Annotated in this window: 20 protein-coding genes and 1 pseudogene; 8 read left to right on the forward strand and 13 right to left on the reverse strand. The window is 70.1% G+C overall.

Features of this window, described 5'->3' with window-relative positions; translation table 11 throughout:
• Positions 1-135 precede the first annotated feature (135 nt).
• Positions 136-326 (forward strand): annotated as a pseudogene (locus tag JMJ55_RS32350) (transposase); the annotation flags it as partial.
• Between the two features lie 388 nt (positions 327-714).
• On the opposite strand, the gene JMJ55_RS22195 reads toward JMJ55_RS32350, so the two are convergent.
• Positions 715-1,140: a winged helix-turn-helix transcriptional regulator gene (locus JMJ55_RS22195; protein ID WP_202827800.1), complete on the reverse strand. Its 426-nt coding sequence runs from the start codon at positions 1,138-1,140 to the stop codon at positions 715-717.
• Between the two features lie 88 nt (positions 1,141-1,228).
• On the opposite strand from JMJ55_RS22195, the gene JMJ55_RS22200 reads away from it, so the two are divergent.
• The 4 genes from JMJ55_RS22200 (at position 1,229) to JMJ55_RS22215 (ending at position 5,306) form a co-directional block, all read left to right on the forward strand.
• Complete coding sequence (locus tag JMJ55_RS22200; protein ID WP_202827801.1) at positions 1,229-2,137, forward strand: oxidoreductase; 909 nt, start codon at positions 1,229-1,231, stop codon at positions 2,135-2,137.
• A 368-nt stretch (positions 2,138-2,505) separates the two neighbouring features.
• Positions 2,506-3,402, forward strand: a complete 897-nt coding sequence (locus tag JMJ55_RS22205; RefSeq protein ID WP_328702747.1) for a DMT family transporter — start codon at positions 2,506-2,508, stop codon at positions 3,400-3,402.
• 63 nt (positions 3,403-3,465) lie between these two features.
• Complete coding sequence (locus JMJ55_RS22210; protein WP_236033929.1) at positions 3,466-4,248, forward strand: substrate-binding domain-containing protein; 783 nt, start codon at positions 3,466-3,468, stop codon at positions 4,246-4,248.
• On the forward strand, positions 4,245-5,306 hold the full coding sequence (locus JMJ55_RS22215) for an amidohydrolase family protein (protein ID WP_236033930.1): 1,062 nt from the start codon (positions 4,245-4,247) through the stop codon (positions 5,304-5,306). Before JMJ55_RS22210 ends, JMJ55_RS22215 begins: the two co-directional genes overlap by 4 nt.
• On the opposite strand, the gene JMJ55_RS22220 is transcribed toward JMJ55_RS22215, so the two are convergent.
• The 7 genes from JMJ55_RS22220 to trpB form a co-directional block, all read right to left on the reverse strand.
• Complete coding sequence (locus tag JMJ55_RS22220; RefSeq protein WP_202827803.1) at positions 5,267-6,541, reverse strand: bifunctional folylpolyglutamate synthase/dihydrofolate synthase; 1,275 nt, start codon at positions 6,539-6,541, stop codon at positions 5,267-5,269. The genes JMJ55_RS22215 and JMJ55_RS22220 overlap by 40 nt on opposite strands.
• Positions 6,538-7,473, reverse strand: coding sequence for an acetyl-CoA carboxylase, carboxyltransferase subunit beta (accD, locus tag JMJ55_RS22225; protein WP_202827804.1), 936 nt, complete (start codon positions 7,471-7,473; stop codon positions 6,538-6,540). Before accD ends, JMJ55_RS22220 begins: the two co-directional genes overlap by 4 nt.
• On the reverse strand, positions 7,470-7,886 hold the full coding sequence (locus JMJ55_RS31690; RefSeq protein ID WP_328702748.1) for a type II toxin-antitoxin system RelE/ParE family toxin: 417 nt from the start codon (positions 7,884-7,886) through the stop codon (positions 7,470-7,472). The genes accD and JMJ55_RS31690 overlap by 4 nt, the downstream gene beginning before the upstream one ends.
• Positions 7,795-8,034: a ribbon-helix-helix domain-containing protein gene (locus JMJ55_RS22235; RefSeq protein WP_202827806.1), complete on the reverse strand. Its 240-nt coding sequence runs from the start codon at positions 8,032-8,034 to the stop codon at positions 7,795-7,797. Before JMJ55_RS22235 ends, JMJ55_RS31690 begins: the two co-directional genes overlap by 92 nt.
• Positions 8,035-8,158: 124 nt before the next feature.
• A complete protein-coding gene (locus JMJ55_RS31695; RefSeq protein ID WP_202827807.1) occupies positions 8,159-9,250 on the reverse strand; it encodes a hypothetical protein in 1,092 nt (363 codons plus the stop codon).
• A gap of 844 nt (positions 9,251-10,094) precedes the next feature.
• The gene (gene trpA / locus JMJ55_RS22245) at positions 10,095-10,913 is read right to left on the reverse strand and encodes a tryptophan synthase subunit alpha (RefSeq protein WP_202827808.1); all 819 of its coding nucleotides are present in this window, start codon (positions 10,911-10,913) and stop codon (positions 10,095-10,097) included.
• Entirely contained in the window at positions 10,910-12,127 is a 1,218-nt protein-coding gene (gene trpB / locus JMJ55_RS22250; RefSeq protein ID WP_202827809.1) for a tryptophan synthase subunit beta, read from the reverse strand. The genes trpA and trpB overlap by 4 nt, the downstream gene beginning before the upstream one ends.
• Before the next feature lie 118 nt (positions 12,128-12,245).
• Here trpB and JMJ55_RS22255 point away from each other — a divergent pair, with 118 nt between their 5' ends.
• Together JMJ55_RS22255 and JMJ55_RS22260 are read left to right on the forward strand one after the other, a co-directional pair.
• On the forward strand, positions 12,246-12,440 hold the full coding sequence (locus tag JMJ55_RS22255) for a type II toxin-antitoxin system VapB family antitoxin (protein WP_202827810.1): 195 nt from the start codon (positions 12,246-12,248) through the stop codon (positions 12,438-12,440).
• Positions 12,437-12,799 (forward strand): type II toxin-antitoxin system VapC family toxin, encoded by a 363-nt coding sequence (locus JMJ55_RS22260; RefSeq protein WP_202827811.1) that lies wholly within the window; start codon positions 12,437-12,439, stop codon positions 12,797-12,799. The genes JMJ55_RS22255 and JMJ55_RS22260 overlap by 4 nt, the downstream gene beginning before the upstream one ends.
• On the opposite strand, the gene JMJ55_RS22265 is transcribed toward JMJ55_RS22260, so the two are convergent.
• The 5 genes from JMJ55_RS22265 to sppA are packed head-to-tail and all read right to left on the reverse strand — an operon-like array spanning position 12,787 to position 15,754.
• On the reverse strand, positions 12,787-13,437 hold the full coding sequence (locus JMJ55_RS22265; RefSeq protein WP_202827812.1) for a phosphoribosylanthranilate isomerase: 651 nt from the start codon (positions 13,435-13,437) through the stop codon (positions 12,787-12,789). The two genes, JMJ55_RS22260 and JMJ55_RS22265, sit on opposite strands and share 13 nt — an antisense overlap.
• Positions 13,434-14,147 (reverse strand): orotidine-5'-phosphate decarboxylase, encoded by a 714-nt coding sequence (pyrF, locus tag JMJ55_RS22270; protein ID WP_202827813.1) that lies wholly within the window; start codon positions 14,145-14,147, stop codon positions 13,434-13,436. The genes JMJ55_RS22265 and pyrF overlap by 4 nt, the downstream gene beginning before the upstream one ends.
• Before the next feature lie 4 nt (positions 14,148-14,151).
• The gene (locus JMJ55_RS22275) at positions 14,152-14,490 is read right to left on the reverse strand and encodes a lipopolysaccharide assembly protein LapA domain-containing protein (protein ID WP_202827814.1); all 339 of its coding nucleotides are present in this window, start codon (positions 14,488-14,490) and stop codon (positions 14,152-14,154) included.
• Between the two features lie 7 nt (positions 14,491-14,497).
• Positions 14,498-14,821: an integration host factor subunit beta gene (ihfB, locus tag JMJ55_RS22280; RefSeq protein ID WP_202827815.1), complete on the reverse strand. Its 324-nt coding sequence runs from the start codon at positions 14,819-14,821 to the stop codon at positions 14,498-14,500.
• A gap of 18 nt (positions 14,822-14,839) precedes the next feature.
• The gene (gene sppA, locus JMJ55_RS22285; protein WP_202827816.1) at positions 14,840-15,754 is read right to left on the reverse strand and encodes a signal peptide peptidase SppA; all 915 of its coding nucleotides are present in this window, start codon (positions 15,752-15,754) and stop codon (positions 14,840-14,842) included.
• Positions 15,755-15,851: 97 nt separating this feature from the next.
• Here sppA and JMJ55_RS31100 point away from each other — a divergent pair, with 97 nt between their 5' ends.
• Positions 15,852-16,904: a DUF6817 domain-containing protein gene (locus tag JMJ55_RS31100; RefSeq protein ID WP_236033931.1), complete on the forward strand. Its 1,053-nt coding sequence runs from the start codon at positions 15,852-15,854 to the stop codon at positions 16,902-16,904.
• Positions 16,905-16,927 lie beyond the last annotated feature (23 nt).

The following is a 16,927-nucleotide window of genomic DNA, read 5'->3' on the forward strand; positions in this document are numbered from 1 at the left end:
CGGCCCGCGCCGCCACGGCAGCGCCAGCGAATCACGCCGGACAAGGCAGAATTTGTCGTTTGTAAACAGACCATCTACGGCTACATGCGCGCCTTCCTCCGGGACGGCGTATGGGAGAGCATCCGCCGCCACTTCGTGCTCATGCTGCGCGAGGGCGCCGGGCGGGAAGCCAGTCCATCGGTGGCGATCGTCGATACACCCAGAGCGTGAGGACCACGGAGAGCGGCGGTCCACGCGGCTGGGATGCCGCCAAGCGGCTGAAGGGACGCAAGCGCCACCTTGCGGTCGACACGGACGGGTTGCTGCTCGGCATCCTCGTGCATGCACCCCGCTATCTGTTCGAGGTGAAGGCGCCGGCCGAGGTGAAGAGCGGGTGGGATCTCTACCGGCTGGCCGGGACGATCGAGGCGGAGCAGGCGATGCGGCCGATGAGCGAGGGGGGTGTGCGTTGGTGCGGGGGTGAGGCTCGGGTCCAGGCTGGGCAGGGGCGGGCGGGACTGGCCCGCCTCGGCTGCTCCCAGTGATTCGTGGGGGAGCTTGTGCCGATGCACTGAGAGGCCGCCTCTGAACGATTGCAACATCTGCGATATGTGGAAAGCTCCCGCAGACGGATGGTACAGAGCTGTTCGCTCCGGCCTCGCAAGCGGACATGAACACGGTTGGCTTTCAATCGGGCTTCGAAGCGTCCGTATTCAAGCTGCAGTTCAGCGGACCTTAGGTCGGCTTGGGCACCTTGAGCCGATCATAGTTGGCACGAGCCGCGGCGAAGGCCGCGAGGTTCTTGGCCGCCCATAGCCATAACGGATGCACCTGCTCGATCAAGGCATGGCCTAGAGGGGTGGCTGCGTAATCGACCCGGATTGGCACCTGCACAGTCACCGTTCGGGTGATAAATCCGTCGCGTTCAAGCTCCCGCAAGGTTGCGGTGAGGGACTTCTGGCTGATCCCCTCGAGGCGTTCCAGCAGCCGCGAAAAGCGCAACGGGCCATCCTCGGTCAGCTCGCTGAGAGCCCAAAGGCTCCACCTGTCCACGACACGGGCCAACACGTCACGAATCAACGCCTGATCGCCAGGCGACATGGCGTCACACAAGTCGCCATGGCTGTCATCTGTCACCAGTAGGCCGGCTTGCTTTGGCATTCTCAGCCCTCTTTAGGAACCGAATGGCTCCTTTGTTACCCATGGGTACCTGATTGCGGATGGATACAGCACGGCCCATCGTTAGGCCATGACCAAGATCTGGACCCTCCGAGATATTCCGCCTCAGACCGGGAAGCGCATCCTCATCACAGGTGCCAACAGCGGCATTGGCTGGCACACGGCACTGGAGCTGGCGCGGGCAGAGGCCGAAGTGACGATCTCGGCCCGTTCTCAGGAGAAGGCCGAGGGAGCCGCAGCGCGCATCCGGGCTCAGGTTCCACAAGCACGGTTGAAGACAGGCGTCATGGATCTGGCGGACCTCGCATCGGTCCGCACCTTTGCCGACCGTGAATTGGCTGATCCCCGCCCCATCGACACGCTCGTCAACAACGCGGGCGTCATGGCGCTGCCGAAGCGGGAGGTGAGCAAGGACGGCTTCGAAATGCAGTTCGCCACCAATGTCTTGGGACCGTTTCTGCTGACGGGCTTGCTCCTGCCGGCGATCCTGCGCGCATCAGCACCGCGTGTGGTGAACGTCGCATCCTACGCGCACACGATCGGCGGCCCGGTGCCGGTCGAAGACCTCAACTCGGAGCGGGAGTACAAGCCAGTCCGCGCCTACGGGAAAACCAAGCTGGAGAACATCCTCTTCACGCGCGAGCTGCAGCGCCGCGCTGGTGACAGGCTGCTGGCTACGACCTGTCATCCCGGCGCGTCGCATACCAATCTGGCGGTCAACACCACCTTCGGGATGAAACTGACAACCTGGCTTCTGACGCCGATCATGCAAGACGCCGCTCAAGGCGCAGAGCCAACACTGATGGCTGCAACATCGCCGGACGCCAAGCCGGGCGGTTATTACGGCCCCGGCGGCCTATGGCGGTTGCGTGGGCATCCGGTTGAGACGCCGACTGCTCCCTTTGCCCATGACCATCGGGCCGGGCACAGGCTTTTTTGTGAACTGGAGCGGCTGGCGGGTATCAGCTACGGGATTTGATGCCAAATGCTACAGCTCGCACGCCCATGTGCCGGGTTATCCAGGTGGCGCGACATCACGACTGCTTCCGGGAGCGTTCGAGGCGACGCGGACGTCTGCCATCGGCGCTGAGCCGACGACCATGGTCGCGGGCAGGCAATGTCCGCTTGCCCGCTAACGCCAGAACTTCCGCAGGTCGCGCGGTGATCAGCTTGAGGCCGACTGCGGACGTCCCAGTCTCAATCAAAAACAACGCCAGAGACGTTTCGAAGTCGTCCTGCCCAGCCTGAAATAAACCCTCCCCAGGCTTCCCCCCCAGCCCCCCTCCCGCTATGCCACGCCCCCGCCCTCCCTGCCGGGGGGAGGGCGCAAGAACCGGGTGGAACGCCGTGTCCCTCACTCTGCGCCGGGGCCTCGTCCCGGCGGGCACCGCCGGCGGCATCGCCATGATGCTGCTCGGCGTGCTGCTCTTCGCCGTCAACGATACCCTCGGGAAGTGGCTGGTCGGCGCCTATGCGGTGGGCCAGCTCATGCTGGTGCGCAGCATCGCCGGCCTGCTGGCCATGGCGCCCGCCATCCGCCGCGCCGGTCCTGGCGCCTTCATCCACGTCCAGCGCCCGGGCCTGCAGCTGCTGCGCATCGTCTTCTCGACGCTGGAAGGCTCGCTGTTCTTCTGGGCGCTGACCGAACTGCCCCTGGCCGAGGTCATGGCCTACTACATGGCCGCCCCGATCTACGTCACCGCCCTGTCCCCCTTCCTGCTGGGGGAAAGGGTGGGCTGGCGGCGCTGGACCGCCGTCGCGGTCGGCTTCGGCGGCGTGCTGCTGGCCCTGCACCCGGAGCCCGGCTCGCTCTCCACCGGCGCCCTCTGCGCCCTGGCGGGCAGCTTCGGCTATGCGATGTTCCTGGTGACGACGCGCAAGCTGGCCGGCGCGCCCGGCACGGTGCTGATGACCTTCCAGCTCCTCGCGGCCCTGACCTTCGGCACCGTCCTGGTGCTGGCCCAGGGCTGGACGCCGCCCGGCCCCATGGATTTCGTGCTGATGCTGGTGCTCGGCATCGGCTCGCTCGGCGGCAATCTCTGCGTCAACCACTCGCTGCGCCTGGCGCCGGCCTCGGCGGTGGTGCCCTACCAATACACGCTGATCCTCTGGGGCATGCTCTTCGGCTACCTCGTCTTCGATGAGGTCATCGGCCCCCTCCCCCTCGCGGGCGCCGCCATCATCATCGGCGCCGGCCTGTTCATCTTCCTGCGGGAACAGCAATTGCGGCGGCGGGCGGGCTGACCGGCCTGCCGTTTCCGCTCGGGTGAGGTTTGCTCTAGCCTCCCCTCCCGGGAGGATACCGCCATGCCCATGCCGAAACCCGGCCGCCGCCTGCTATTGCTCGCGGCGGCGCTGCTCGCCCTCGCCGCGCCCGCCGCGGCGGCGGAAATCCACGTGCTGACCTCGGGCGGCCTCACCGCCGCCTATCGCGCCCTCGCCCCGGAATTCGAGAAGGCGACGGGCCATAGGCTGGTCACCGCCCAGGGCGCCTCCATGGGCAGCGCGCCGGATGCCATCCCCCAGCGCCTCGCCCGCGACGAGCCGGCCGATGTGCTGCTGCTGGCGGGCGGCGCGCTCGACCGGCTGATCGCCGAGGGCAAGGCGATGCCCGGCAGCCGCACCGACATCGCCGAGAGCCGCATCGGCATGGCGGTCCGCGCCGGGGCCCCGCACCCCGACATCTCCACCATGGAGGGCTTCCGCCGCGCCCTGCTGGCGGCGAAGTCCATCGCCTATTCCGCCAGCGCCAGCGGGGTCTATATCGAGACGGAGATGTATCGCCGCATGGGCCTCGCGGATGAGCTGATGCCGAAGAGCCGCAAGATCTTCAGCGAGCGCGTCGGCAGCGTCGTCGCCCGGGGCGAGGCGGAGCTCGGCTTCCAGCAGATCAGCGAGTTGCTGCCGATCCAGGGGATCGACTTCCTCGGTCCCATCCCGCCCGAGGTGCAGCAGGTGACGGTCTTCTCCGCCGGCCTCGCCGCCCATGCGCGCGAACCTGAGGCTGCCCGCGCCCTGATTGCCTTTCTCGCCTCCCCCACGGCGCGGGAGACCTTGCGCCGCACCGGCCTCGACCCGGTGCAGCGATGAGCGACGCGCTCCTCACCCCCTCCCGCCAGGTCATGGTGCGGGAGGACTGGCTGGATCTGACGCGGGAGGAGATCCTCGATCCCGCCCTGCCGATCATCGACCCGCATCACCACCTCTGGGACCATCCGGGAGAGCGGTATTTCCTGGATGACCTGCTGCGCGACGCTGGCAGCGGCCATGCCATCCAGACCACCATCTTCGTCCAATGCGGCGCCATGTACCGCGCCGAGGGGCCGGAGGATGAGCGCTCGCTCGGCGAGACGGAATTCGTCACCGGCGCCGCGGCGCAGAGCGCCACCGGGAAATACGGCCCGACCCGCGCCTGCGCCGGCATCATCGGCATGGTGGACCTGACCCTCGGCGACCGCGTCGCCCCGCTGCTGGCGGCGCATCGCGCCATCGCCGGCCGCCGCTTCCGCGGGGTCCGCAACCGCACCGCCTGGCATCCCTCGCCGGAGGTGCGCTCCAACCTCGTCACGCCGCCGCCGGGGCCGCTGGAGCATCCGGGCTTCGCCGAGGGCGCGCGGGAGCTGGCACGGCAGGGGCTGACGCTGGATGTCTGGGCCTACCACACCCAGCTGCCGCTGGTGCTGGCCCTGGCGCGGGCGGTGCCGGAGCTGACCATCATCCTCGACCATGTCGGCGGCCCGCTCGGCACCGGCCCCTTCCGCGGCCGGCGGGAGGAGGTCTTCCCGGTCTGGCGGCAATCGATCCAGGCGCTGGCTGCCCTACCGAACCTGGCGGTGAAGCTCGGCGGGCTGGCGATGCAGGTGAACGGCTTCGACTTCCATCTGGCCGATCGCCCGCCCGGCTCGGAGGCCCTGGCCGCCGCCTGGAAGCCTTACATCGAGACCTGCATCGAGGCCTTCGGCCCCACCCGCTGCATGTTCGAGAGCAATTTCCCGGTGGACAAGGGGATGTGCAGCTACCCGGTGCTGTGGAACGCCTTCAAGCGCCTCGCCGCCGGCGCCAGCACGGCGGAGAAGGCGGCGCTGTTCAGCGGCACCGCCGCCCGGATCTATGGGCTGTCGAGCTTCAGCACCTCGCCCGCCAGGTAGAGGCTGCCGCAGACCAGCACCCGCGCCGGCGGCCCCTCTTGAGGCAGCGCCGCCAGCGCGGCCGTGACGGTGGGGCCCGGTCGGGCCACCCCGCCGCTGGCGGCGACGATGCGCTCCACCGGTGTCGCCAGATGCTGCCCCGGCTCCGCCACCGCCCAGAGGGTGGCGGCATGGGGCAGCAGAGGGCGGAGGAAATCCTCCACCACCTTCGTCCCCTTCATCCCGACGAGGATATGCAGCGGCCGGTCGGCCCAGGCCGCGGCCTGGACGGCCAGCGCCGCCCCGCCCCCGGCATTGTGCCCGCCATCCAGCCAGAGCTCCCAGCCCGGCGGCAGCATTGCCGCAAGCGCGCCGTGCAGCCGTTGCAGCCGCCCCGGCCATTCCGCCCGGGCGACACCCTGGGCGATGGCCTCCGTCGTCAGCCAGGCCGGGCCCCAGGCGCGGAGCGCGGCGATGGCGATCCCCGCATTGTCCGCCTGATGCGCGCCGAGCAGCCCCGGCGGCGGCAGGTCGAGCGCCCCGGCCGCATCCGCATAGCGCAGCCCACCCTCGCGCGGGCCGATCCGCCAGGCGGCATCGCGGGCCAGCAGCGGTGCCCCGACCTCCGCCGCGCAGGCCTCCAGCACCGCCATCGCCTCGGGCGCCTGGATGCCGGTCGCGCAGGGCACGCCCGGCTTCATGATCCCTGCCTTCTCCCGCGCGATCCCCGCCAGGCTGTCGCCGAGGAATTCCATATGGTCCATGGAGATGGAGGTAATCGCCACAGCAGCCGGCGGGTCGATCACATTGGTCGCGTCGAACCGCCCGCCCAAGCCCACCTCCAGCACCAGCAGGTCGGCCGGGACGCGGCTATACAGCAGCAGGGCAACCGCGGTGATGGTCTCGAAGACGGTGACCGCCGCGCCGGCATTCACCGCCTCCACCTCCTCCAGCGTCGCGGCGAGCAGCTCCTCCGCGACCAGCTCGCCGGCCAGCCGGATGCGCTCATGGAAGCGGACCAGATGCGGCGAGGTGAAGACATGCACCCGCTGCCCGGCGGCCTCGGCGATGGCGCGGAGGAAGGCGCAGGTCGAGCCCTTGCCATTGGTCCCCGCCACATGCACCACCGGCGGCAGGCGCCGCTCGGGATGGCCGAGCTTCGCCAGCAGCGCCTGCAAGCGCCCGAGGCTGAGATCGATCGCCACCGGATGGAGGGCGTGCAGCCGCTCCAGGATGGCCTCGGAGCGGCGGCTCACGCCGGGACGGCCGGACCCTCGGGCGCCGGCAGGGCCGGCAAGGGCTCGGCCACCGGCTCGGCCGGCGGCGGCGCCACCACCCGCTCCGGCGTCCGCAGCAGGCCGATCAGGCGGGCGAGCGTCGCCCGCATCTCGCCCCGCTTCACCACCAGGTCGAGGATGCCGTGCTCCAGCAGGTATTCGGCGCGCTGGAAGCCCTCCGGCAGCTTCTCCCGCACCGTCTGCTCGATGACGCGGGCGCCGGCGAAGCCGATCATCGCGCCCGGCTCGGCGATCTGGATGTCGCCCAGCATGGCGAAGCTGGCGGTGACGCCGCCCGTCGTCGGATCGCAGAGCACGACGATGAAGGGCAGCCCCGCTTCCTTCACCATGCGCGTCGCGATGACGGTGCGCGGCATCTGCATCAGGCTGATGGCGCCTTCCTGCATCCGCGCCCCGCCCGAGGCGGTGAAGACGATCAGCGGCGCATCCTGCAGCACCGCGAGCCGCGCCGCCGTCACCAGCGCCTCACCCACGCCGGCGCCCATGGAGCCGCCGAGGAAGCTGAATTCGAAGGCCGCGGCGACAACGCGGTTGCCCTCGATCGAGCCATGCGCGACGACCACCGCATCCTCCTGCCCGGCCTTGGCCTGGGCCTCGCGCAGCCGCTCGACATAGCGGCGCTGGTCGCGGAAGCGCAGCGGATCCTGCGGCGCCTTGGGCAGCTCGATCCGCTGCCAGCCCTCATCCAGCGTGTAGTCCATCCGCGTCCGCGCGCCGACCCGCATATGGTGCCCGCAATGGGTGCAGACATGCAGGTTCCGCTCGAGGTCGCGGTGAAAGATCATCTGCTCGCAGGCCGGGCACTTGTGCCAGAGATTCTCCGGCACCTCCCGCGGCGCGCCGAACAGCGTCTTGATCTTGGGCAGCGCCCATTCGCTGATCCAGTTCATGGGTAGTCTCCAGGCTCCCCGGGCCGGCGCAGCACCGCGGGCAGGTCGCGGGCCCCGTGCAATACGCGGGGGATCACCGGCCGGCCGGCGCCGATACGATAGATGATCACATAAGGCCAGCGCAGGATCGGCAAAAGCCGGTCCGCCGCCGAGGGCAGGCCAGGGGTGGCAGCGCCAATCCCGGGATGGTCGCCGATGCGGATCGCCGCCTGCCGGACAGCAAGGGCCAGCGCCCGGGCCACGCCCGGCCGCTCGCGCTCGGTCCAGGCCACGACCTCCCGCAGGTCTCGAAAGCGGTGGGCGAGAACCGGGCCGGCCGGCTCATTCCGGGGCGGCGCGCTCGCGCTCCACGGCCGCCATGGCATCGTCGAGCTCGACCCAGCCTTCCGCCTGGCCCCGCGCTGCCGCGGCATCGAGTCTATGGCGGAAGCCAGCCAGCTCCTCCTGCCGTTGCAGCAGGCGAAATGCCGCCATCACCTCATCGACCGTGCGGTGCCGGCCGCCCGCCACGCAGGCTTCGGCGAAGCGGCTCAACTCGGCGGTCAAGGTCACCTGCGGCATGGGCCCGGTTTCCCGTCGGGTCCGTGTCTTGAGCTCCGGCGACTTGCCGCACAGTCTGAACCGTATCCCACAACGGCTCGTCGCCCAACCCGGCTGCAGCAGGGGATTTATTCGCGTACGGCTTCTAAAGGTACCATTGGCCTGTGGCGTTGTAGTTCGCCGTCACTTGTGCTGCCAGCGCGTTCCAGTCGGTGGTTTCCTCATTGTAGGACACAGGGTCAAGAAACCATTGTCCGGTCGCCTCGAAATTCGCTGTGGCCCGGGCCGCGAGGGCATTCCAGTCGATGACTAGCGGGCTGTCCAATCCGTCATCCAGAAGCGTAAGTACCACCGAACCATTGCCATGCGCCGAAGCTGTAGCAAAGCTGACGCTTAGTGAATTGCTGCTGACGAATGAGCCGCCAGCACCGCCTCCGCCGCCGACATTCTCGACGGCCGGACCACCGCCACCGCCATTGTATCCGCCGCCGCCTCCGCCGCCGCCAAGGTAGCCGCCACCGCCGCCACCACCGAACCCACCGGGACCACCGTTACCGGCCCCGCCAGATCCGCCCGCAGGGTCTGAATTGCTCAGGGCACTCCCGCCGCCGCCAGCATTTGCAGGAATGCCGCCGCTGCCTCCGCTGGTGAAGTAACCGCCACCGCCGCCTCCGCCGTAGCCATCTCCACCACCAGAAGTCGGGCCACCACCGCCCCCATCGCCGTTGCTGCCTGCAGCGCCGCCGGCCACGCTCTCACCGTGAATGAATGCTGCGGCTTTGCCGGCAGTTGCATCCTGAAGGGCGTCGGTTCCTCTGCTTTGTGCTTCGTTGCCGCCCACCGCCCCGCCGCCACCGCCGCCTGCAACCACCAGCAGATCATTCGGCCCGGTTACAAAGGTCGCGCCCGCGCCACCTGCCGGTCCAATGGTTTCGCGGGAGTTTCCACCTTGGGCTGCTACGACGATCGTCAGGGTATCGCCCGAGTTCAGGTCAAAGGTGGCGCCCACCTCTGCGCCGAAACCACCGACCGCCTCGTCGCTGCTTGAGCCAGTGCGAGCGTTCCCTGTGCCACCAGACCCGCCAATCGCTTCAATGCTGTACAAACCGGCTACTTGCACGGTGAAAGTTGAGATGCTGCCGGGCGAAGTAAAATTGTATACTAGCTGTGCATCTTCGACATCTCTAGCATCTGCTGCAATGTCAGGCTGCGCCTGCTCTAAATTAATTACAGACATCGTTATTTTCCTCCCTCCTGCTTCGCCGATGCGGTCCGCCTGGAAAGACAGGCAATCGGAAACGATACCGAAGCATGATTATGGTCGGGGAGGAAGGCAAGCAGAAACGAATAATAAAATGAGAATGCGAAGTGTAATCGCAACTCCTGGTTGAAATTTATTATTTACAATATCATCTGAACTCAAGAACCATGCATGATCAGATCCCTTGCCGTGTCCGGCTTTGTGCGACGAGGCGGCGCGCGATGACAGAGATCATTGCCATCCAGACGTGCCCGGCAATGGGGTCGGGGGCGCGGTCGTAGACGATGGTGAGCCGCCGGTAGCGGCTGAGCCAAGCGGTTGGGGCCAACCGCGGGCGCGGCTGTCCGCCATCACCGCCGAGGGCAGCACCTCGTCGCCGCGGGCCAGCCGGCGAGACGCCACTGCATGCCACCGAAGGTGAGCATCCAGATCAGCCGACGCCGCAGCCCAAGGTCCGGCGTGCGACCGCGTCTGTGCGCGCCGGTCCTCTCCCGGTCCATGGCGTCCAGTTCGGCCTCGACCGCGAAGACGAACACCTCGATGAGAGCAAACTCCGCTCAGGCGGAATCGGCTGGGCGGGGTTTGCTCGCCCAAACATATGTCTGGAGCGGCTTCCGTGAGCCTGAGCGGACGGAACCGCTCCAGGACGTTCCGGCCGTCTCCACGGCTGGAGTGCGGAACAGGTCGGGCCGAAGCGGGAAGACGCTCAGCGGGACCGGCCGGCTGGTGCAAGACTTCGGCCCGGGATGGTCAGCCCAGCCCGCCAGCACGATCCATGTCTCGGAGCCGGCCTGATCCCTGGATTATCGCGTACGGATTCTTAGGTGCCCCGCACCGCTGCCGCCAGCGCCCGCACCTGCTCCAGCACCAGCCCCGCCGTCTCCGGCCGCGCCCGGCCTTCCTCGTCGAGGCTCGCCGCCAGCGTATCCACCAGCGCCGTCCCCACCACCGCGCCATCCGCCAGCCGCGCCGCTTCGCCCGCCTGCTGCGGCGTGCGGATGCCGAAGCCGATGGCGATGGGCAGGTCCGTATGCCGGCGGATGCGCGGGATCGCCTCCTCCAGCGAGGCGGCGGTCGCGCTGCGCGTGCCGGTGATGCCGGTGATCGAGACGTAGTAGACGAAGCCGCTGGTCGCAGCCAGCACGCGCGGCAGCCGCGCCTCATCCGTGGTCGGCGCCACCAGGCGGATCAGGTCGAGCCCCGCCGCCTTGGCCTGCGGCTCGATCTCATCCGCCTCCTCGGGCGGGACATCGACCACGATCAGGCCATCGACGCCGGCCGCCGCCGCATCCACGCAGAAGCGGTCGACGCCATAGGCGAGGATGGGGTTGTAGTAGCCCATTAGGATGATCGGCGTCGCATCGTCGCCGGCGCGGAATTCGCGCACCAGCGCCAGCACGCCCGGCAGGGTGGCGCCCACCTTCAAGGCCCGCTGCGCCGCCCGCTGGATCGCCGGCCCATCCGCCATCGGGTCGGTGAAGGGCACGCCGACCTCGATGAGATCGGCGCCCGCCCCCGGCAGGCCGCGGATGATCCCGAGCGAGGTCTCCCGGTCCGGGTCGAAGGCCTGGAGATAGGTCACCAGCGCCCCGCGGCCCTCGGCCTTCAGCGCGGCGAATTTCGTCCCGATGCGGCTCACATCTCGACTCCCAGATGCCGCGCCACGGTGAAGATGTCCTTGTCGCCGCGGCCGCAGAGATTCATCAGGACGATGTTCTCGCGCGGTAATGTCGGCGCCATGCGGATCACATGCGCCAGCGCATGCGAGGGCTCCAGCGCCGGGATGATGCCCTCGAGCTTCGAGCAGAGCTGGAAGGCGGCCAGCGCTTCGTCATCCGTCGCGCTGACATAGTTCACCCGGCCGAGCTCATGCAGCCAGGAATGCTCCGGCCCGACGCCCGGATAGTCGAGCCCGGCGCTGATCGAATGCGCCTCGGTGATCTGGCCGTCGGCATCCTGCAGCAGATAGGTACGGTTGCCATGCAACACGCCCGGCCGTCCCTTGGTGAGGGAGGCCGCATGCTCCTCGGTCTCGACGCCGCGCCCCGCGGCCTCGACGCCGTACATCGCCACCTCGGGGTCGTCGAGGAAGGGGTAGAACAGCCCCATGGCGTTGGAGCCGCCGCCGATCGCCGCGACCAGCGCATCCGGGAGCCGCCCCTCGGCGGCCAGCATCTGCTGCTTGGCTTCCTCGCCGATCACGCTCTGGAAGTCGCGGACCATGACCGGATAGGGGTGCGGGCCGGCCACGGTGCCGATGCAGTAATAGGTGTCCTGCACATTAGCGACCCAGTGGCGCAGCGCCTCGTTCATCGCATCCTTCAGCGTCGCCGCGCCGCTGGTCACCGGCATCACCTCGGCGCCGAGCAGCTTCATGCGGAAGACGTTGGGCTGCTGCCGTTCCACATCGGTCGCGCCCATGAAGACGGTGCAGGGCAGGTCGAAGAGCGCGCAGGCGGTGGCCGTCGCCACGCCATGCTGGCCGGCGCCGGTCTCGGCGATGATGCGCGTCTTGCCCATGCGCTTGGCGAGCAGGATCTGCCCGAGCACGGCGTTGATCTTGTGCGCGCCGGTATGGTTCAGCTCATCGCGCTTGAAGTAGACCTTGGCCCCGCCGAGATGCGCGGTCAGGCGCTCGGCGAACCAGAGCGGGCTGGGGCGGCCGACATAATGCGTCAGCAGGCGGCGCCATTCGGCATCGAAGGCCGGGTCGCGCTTCGCGGCCTCATAGGCCTGCTCGACCTCGAGGATGAGGGGCATCAGCGTTTCGGCGACGAAGCGGCCGCCGAAGGGGCCGAAGCGGCCACGGCTGTCGGGACCCTGGCGATAGGTATTGGGCAGCGGCTTGTTCACGAGCGTTCCCCTGGCTGCGGGGGTTCATAGAGCAGGGTGGCGAGGGGGGGAAGGCGGGGGCTGGCGGGCATGACAATGCGCATCAACTGATGCTAAAATCCGTGCCGGAGGTCCCGTGATGCGAACCACCCTCGCCCTGGACGACGCGCTGCTCGCCGAGGCCCAGGCCCTGACCGGCCAGACGGAGAAATCCGCCCTGGTGCGGGACGCGCTGAAGGCATTGATCGAGCGCGAGAGCGCCCGCCGCCTGGCCAAGCTCGGCGGCAGCGAGCGGCTGCTGGAGGTCCCGCCGCGCCGCCGACCGCCCGAGTGATCCTGGTCGATACCTCGGTCTGGGTGGACCATCTGCGGGCCGACGACCCGATGCTGCGCGGCCTGCTGGAAGCCGGGCTGGTCCTCACCCATCCCTTCGTCATCGGCGAGATCGCCCTCGGCCATCTGCGCCAGCGCCGGATGGTGCTGGCGGCACTCGACAATCTCTCCCAAGCCGTGATGGCGACGGAGGCGGAGGTAAGAGGGCTGATCGAGGCGGAGGCGCTGGCCGGTAGCGGCATCGGCTATCTCGATGCCCATCTGCTGGCCGCTTCCCGGCTCAGCGCCGCCCGGCTCTGGACACGGGACCGGCGACTGGCGGCGCTCGGCGCCCGGTTGGGCCTCGCCTATCCGGCCTGAGCCGCGTCGCGCGCCGCCCGTACGAAGGCCCCGATCCGCCCCGGATCCTTCACCCCCCGCGCCCGCTCGACGCCTGAGGACACATCCACCCCCGCCGCCCCGCTCTGCCGGATCGCCCTCGCCACCGTCTCCGGCGTCAGCCCGCCCGCCAGCAGCCAGGGGCGGGGGATCACCCGCCCCGCCGTCAGCCCCCAGTCGAAGGCCGCGGCATTGCCGCCCGGCAGGCTCGCCCCCGCCGGCGGCTTGGCGTCCAGCAGGAAGCGGTCCACCACCGGCGCATAAGCCTCCAGCGCCGCGAAATCCGCCGCATCGCCGATGCCGAGAGCCTTCATCACCGGCAGCCCGAACCGGGCGCGGATTTCGGCGCAGCGCTCCGGACTCTCCGCCCCATGGAGCTGGATCAGGCCGAGCGGCACCGCCGCCAGCGCCGCCGCGATCTCCTCGTCGGTCGGGTCGACGAAGAGCCCGACCCGCAGCGGCCCGTCCTCCATCCGGGCCGAGAGCGCCGCCGCCCCTTCCGGCGTCACCGCCCGGGGCGAGGGCGGGTAGAAGACGAAGCCCACCATCTCCGCCCCCGCCGCGGCCGCCGCGTCGAAGCCGGCCGCGTCGCTGATCCCGCAGATCTTGACCGTGGTCACCGCGGCAGGCCCGAAGCGATCGCCCGCGCCGCCGCCGCCGGATCGGCCGCGCCGGTGATCGGCCGGCCGATCACCAGCCAGTCGGCGCCATCCGCCACCGCCTCCTCGGGCGTCGCCACCCGCGCCTGGTCGCCCGCCGCGCTGCCGGCCGGGCGGATGCCGGGCACCACCAGCAGCGGCGCGGCCCCGAAGGCATCGCGGATCGGCGCCACCTCGCGCGGGGAGCAGACCAGCCCATCCGCCCCGGCGCCGAGCGCCAGCCGCGCCAGCCGCAGCACCTGCTGCACCGGCCCGCCGGAGACGCCCGTCTCGGCCAGGGTCCCGGCATCGAGGCTGGTCAGCACCGTCACCGCCAGCAGGATCGGCCGCGCCTCGCCGGCCGTCTCGGCGGCCTCGCGCGCCGCGGCGATCATGGCCGGGCCGCCGGCCGCATGCAGGGTCAGCATCGCCGGCCGCAGCGGCAGCAGCGATCGCACCGCGCCGGCGACGGTATTCGGGATGTCGTGCAGCTTGAGGTCGAGGAAGACCGGCGCCGTCCCCGCCGCTTCCCGCACCGCGGCGGGGCCGGCGGCGCAGAACAGCTCCAGCCCCAGCTTCAGCGCGCCGCAGTCCGGCGCCAACGCCGCGGCCAGCGCCGCCGCCCGGGCCGGGTCGGCCGTGTCGATCGCCGGGATCAGCCGCGCCGCGGGGCGGGAAGGCCGTTCCAGCACAGGCTCAGGCCGCCGTGTTGCGCAGCGCCACGATGCCCGTGCCCGCCGGCATCGGCCCGACGCGCTTGGCCGAGGCGGCGCGGAATTCGGCCAGCTCGCCTTCCATCTGCTGGGCGTGGCGCTCCGCCCGGCGCGCCCGGGCGCGCTGCGGCAGCGCCGCGATCCAGGCGACCAGCGCCCCGAACAGGAAGCAGAGCGCGCCGAAGATCAGCATCGCGACCGAGAGCGGCACCGCCCAGCCCAGGTCGAAGGGCCAGAGATAGAGCACCACCTCCTGCCGGTTCGAGAGCCCGAACAGCACCAGGATGACGAGCAGCGGCAGCAGCAGGATCAGGCGGAGCATGGAAGCCTCATGGATTGGCCGGGGCGCGGGCGGTGCGGGCGGTCGGGATTTGCCCGCCATTCACCCTCTCCCGCAACTCCTTGCCCGGCTTGAAATAGGGCACGGCCTTGCCCTCGACCGGAACGGCCGCGCCGGTCCGGGGGTTGCGCCCGGTCCGGGCATCCCGCTGCTTGGCCGAGAAGGCGCCGAAGCCGCGCAGCTCCACCCGGTCGCCGCGGGCGAGCGCCGCGGTGATTTCCTCGAAGATGGTGGCCACGATCAGCTCGATATCCGGCTGGCGGAGATGCGGGTTCTCCGCCGCCAGATGGGCGATCAGCTCGCTCTTGGTCATCGCAGCCCTTCCCGGTCGTCAGCGCGCAGGCTGCCAGAGCGGCATCGGTCCGTCAACGCCAAGCCATTCTGAAACCACGGTTTTTACAGCCAGCCGGAGGGTCGCGCCAACCAGCCGCTCGGCCGCGCCGCGGGTTTCCACCTCGCGGGTCGGCAGCGTGGCCGGCACGCCCTTCTCGGCCGCCAGCCAGGCCCGCGCCTCGGCCTCGCCGCCGATCGCGTCCACCAGCCCGGCCTCCAGCGCCTGGCGCCCGGTGAAGACCCGGCCATCGGCCAGGGCCTGCACCCGCTCCGCCGGCAGCCGCCGGCCGGTGGCGACCTTTTGCACGAATTGGTCGTACATGTCGCCCACCACGCCCTGCAAGACCGCGCGCCCCTCGGGCGAGAGCGGGTGGAAGGGGTTGGGCTGGTCCTTCAGCGGGCCGGAGACCAGCGCCTCCCCCCGCAGGCCGAGCCGCGCCAGCAGCTCCGAGGTGTCGAAGGTCTGCAGGATCACGCCGATCGAGCCGGTGAGGGTCGATTCCCGGGCGAAGATCCGCTCCGCCGCCACCGCCGTCATATAGCCGGCCGAGGCCGCGGTGCCGCGCATCACCGCCACCACCGGCTTCGCCTGGCGCAGATGCAGCAGCGCGCCATGCAGCGCCTCGCCCCCGCCGACGCTGCCGCCGGGGCTGTCGATGGCGACGATCACCGCCCGCACGCCGGAATCCTTGCCCAGCGCCTCGATCGCTTCATGCAGCTTGCGGTCGTCGCCAATGAAGCCCTGGATGCTGAGCCGCGCCACCCGCCCGGAGGCAAGGCCGGGCAGGTCGCTCGCCCGCCCCACCCAGGCCAGCACGCCCGCCAGCAGCAGCAGCACCGCGAAGCCGCGCCACAGCGCCAGCCGGCGCTTCAGCCGCCTCCGGTCGATCAACAGGTCGGTCTCGAGCCCCATCGGCGCATCCGCTCCGCTTCCCGCTTCATCTGGCCCCGCCGGCGCCGCTGGTCCAGCCCCCTGGCACAGCCCCCTTGGCCCTGGCTAGGCTCGCCGGATGCACCCGCTGATCAAGCCCCTCCTCGCCGAGGACTGGGCCGCCATCGATCCCGATCTCCCGCCGCTGCTGGAGATGCTCTTCGCCCGCGCCGCCGGCGAGGACTGGCACAAGGCCGGGACCTTCAAGGACCACCTCCTCGGCCTGTATCGGACGCTGGCGCTGTGGGACATGCCGCGGGAGATCCGGCTGCTCGGCCTGTTCCACAGCGTCTATTCCAACGAATATGTGGACCTGAAGCTGTTCCAGGACCGCGCCCCGCTGCGCCAGGCCCTGGGCGAGGAGGCGGAGCGGCTGGTGCATCTGTTCTGCACCATGCCCCGCACCCTCTTCACCCGCCGCCTGATCGAGGAAGGCGAGCTGCCCGAGGAGGGCATGGTGCTGGAGCGCGAGGGGGCGCCGCCCACCCTGCTGTCGATGCGGGATGTCGCGGTCTTCGCCATCGCCACCATCGCCGACCTCGCCGAACAATGGCATTCCTGGCAGGACGAGATCTTTCCGGGCTTCCCTGGGCCCTCCAAGCCGCGCCGCGTCGCGGACCATTGGGCCGCCGCGCTCTGGCCCGGGCCGCTGAAGCCGACCGCCGGCATGCTCTCGATGCTCTCCCGCCTCGCCCAGCCGCTGGCGGAGATGCCGCCCGATTGGGGCATTCCGGTGCCGCCCATCTTCGCCCGCTGCACCGCCCGGCTGGACCCGGCCGAGGAGCTGGCCGCCGTGACGCTCTATTGGCAGGCGGTCACCCGCGCCCTGCCGGTCGCCAGCCCCGACGCCACCCGCCGCGCGCTGGAGGCTGCCGTGACCCACAACCCCCATGTCGCCGAGCCGCGGCTGATGCTGGCGCAACTCGCGCTCGGCGCCGAACAGTGGGAGGAGGCGGCGCGCCAGGCCGGCGCCGCCCTGGCGCTGCTGGGCGATTGGGGCGTGGCCTGGGACAAGCGCATCGCCTGGTCCGGCTGGGTCGCCTGGGCGCGCATCCTGCAGCAATCGGCCGAGAAGCGGCGGTGGCCGGAGATGCTGCCGGGGTTGAATGGGTTGGGGTTGGTGGAGGGGTAGGAATGCGGGGCCGAAGCCGGAGG

The organism is Belnapia mucosa, from assembly GCF_016775475.1.
Classification (GTDB): Bacteria; Pseudomonadota; Alphaproteobacteria; order Acetobacterales; family Acetobacteraceae; genus Belnapia; species Belnapia mucosa.

What these genes read in the sequence shown, in the direction of transcription:
- JMJ55_RS22195 (WP_202827800.1), bottom strand. Translation starts at nt 1,140, where the DNA reads ATGCCAAAGCAAGCCGGCCTACTGGTGACAGATGACAGCCATGGCGAC.
- JMJ55_RS22200 (WP_202827801.1), top strand. Translation starts at nt 1,229, where the DNA reads ATGACCAAGATCTGGACCCTCCGAGATATTCCGCCTCAGACCGGGAAG.
- JMJ55_RS22210 (WP_236033929.1), top strand. Translation starts at nt 3,466, where the DNA reads ATGCCCATGCCGAAACCCGGCCGCCGCCTGCTATTGCTCGCGGCGGCG.
- JMJ55_RS22215 (WP_236033930.1), top strand. Translation starts at nt 4,245, where the DNA reads ATGAGCGACGCGCTCCTCACCCCCTCCCGCCAGGTCATGGTGCGGGAG.
- accD (WP_202827804.1), bottom strand. Translation starts at nt 7,473, where the DNA reads ATGAACTGGATCAGCGAATGGGCGCTGCCCAAGATCAAGACGCTGTTC.
- JMJ55_RS31690 (WP_328702748.1), bottom strand. Translation starts at nt 7,886, where the DNA reads ATGCCGCGGCAGCGCGGGGCCAGGCGGAAGGCTGGGTCGAGCTCGACG.
- JMJ55_RS22235 (WP_202827806.1), bottom strand. Translation starts at nt 8,034, where the DNA reads ATGCCGCAGGTGACCTTGACCGCCGAGTTGAGCCGCTTCGCCGAAGCC.
- JMJ55_RS31695 (WP_202827807.1), bottom strand. Translation starts at nt 9,250, where the DNA reads ATGTCTGTAATTAATTTAGAGCAGGCGCAGCCTGACATTGCAGCAGAT.
- JMJ55_RS22255 (WP_202827810.1), top strand. Translation starts at nt 12,246, where the DNA reads ATGCGAACCACCCTCGCCCTGGACGACGCGCTGCTCGCCGAGGCCCAG.
- JMJ55_RS22275 (WP_202827814.1), bottom strand. Translation starts at nt 14,490, where the DNA reads ATGCTCCGCCTGATCCTGCTGCTGCCGCTGCTCGTCATCCTGGTGCTG.
- ihfB (WP_202827815.1), bottom strand. Translation starts at nt 14,821, where the DNA reads ATGACCAAGAGCGAGCTGATCGCCCATCTGGCGGCGGAGAACCCGCAT.
- sppA (WP_202827816.1), bottom strand. Translation starts at nt 15,754, where the DNA reads ATGGGGCTCGAGACCGACCTGTTGATCGACCGGAGGCGGCTGAAGCGC.
- JMJ55_RS31100 (WP_236033931.1), top strand. Translation starts at nt 15,852, where the DNA reads ATGCACCCGCTGATCAAGCCCCTCCTCGCCGAGGACTGGGCCGCCATC.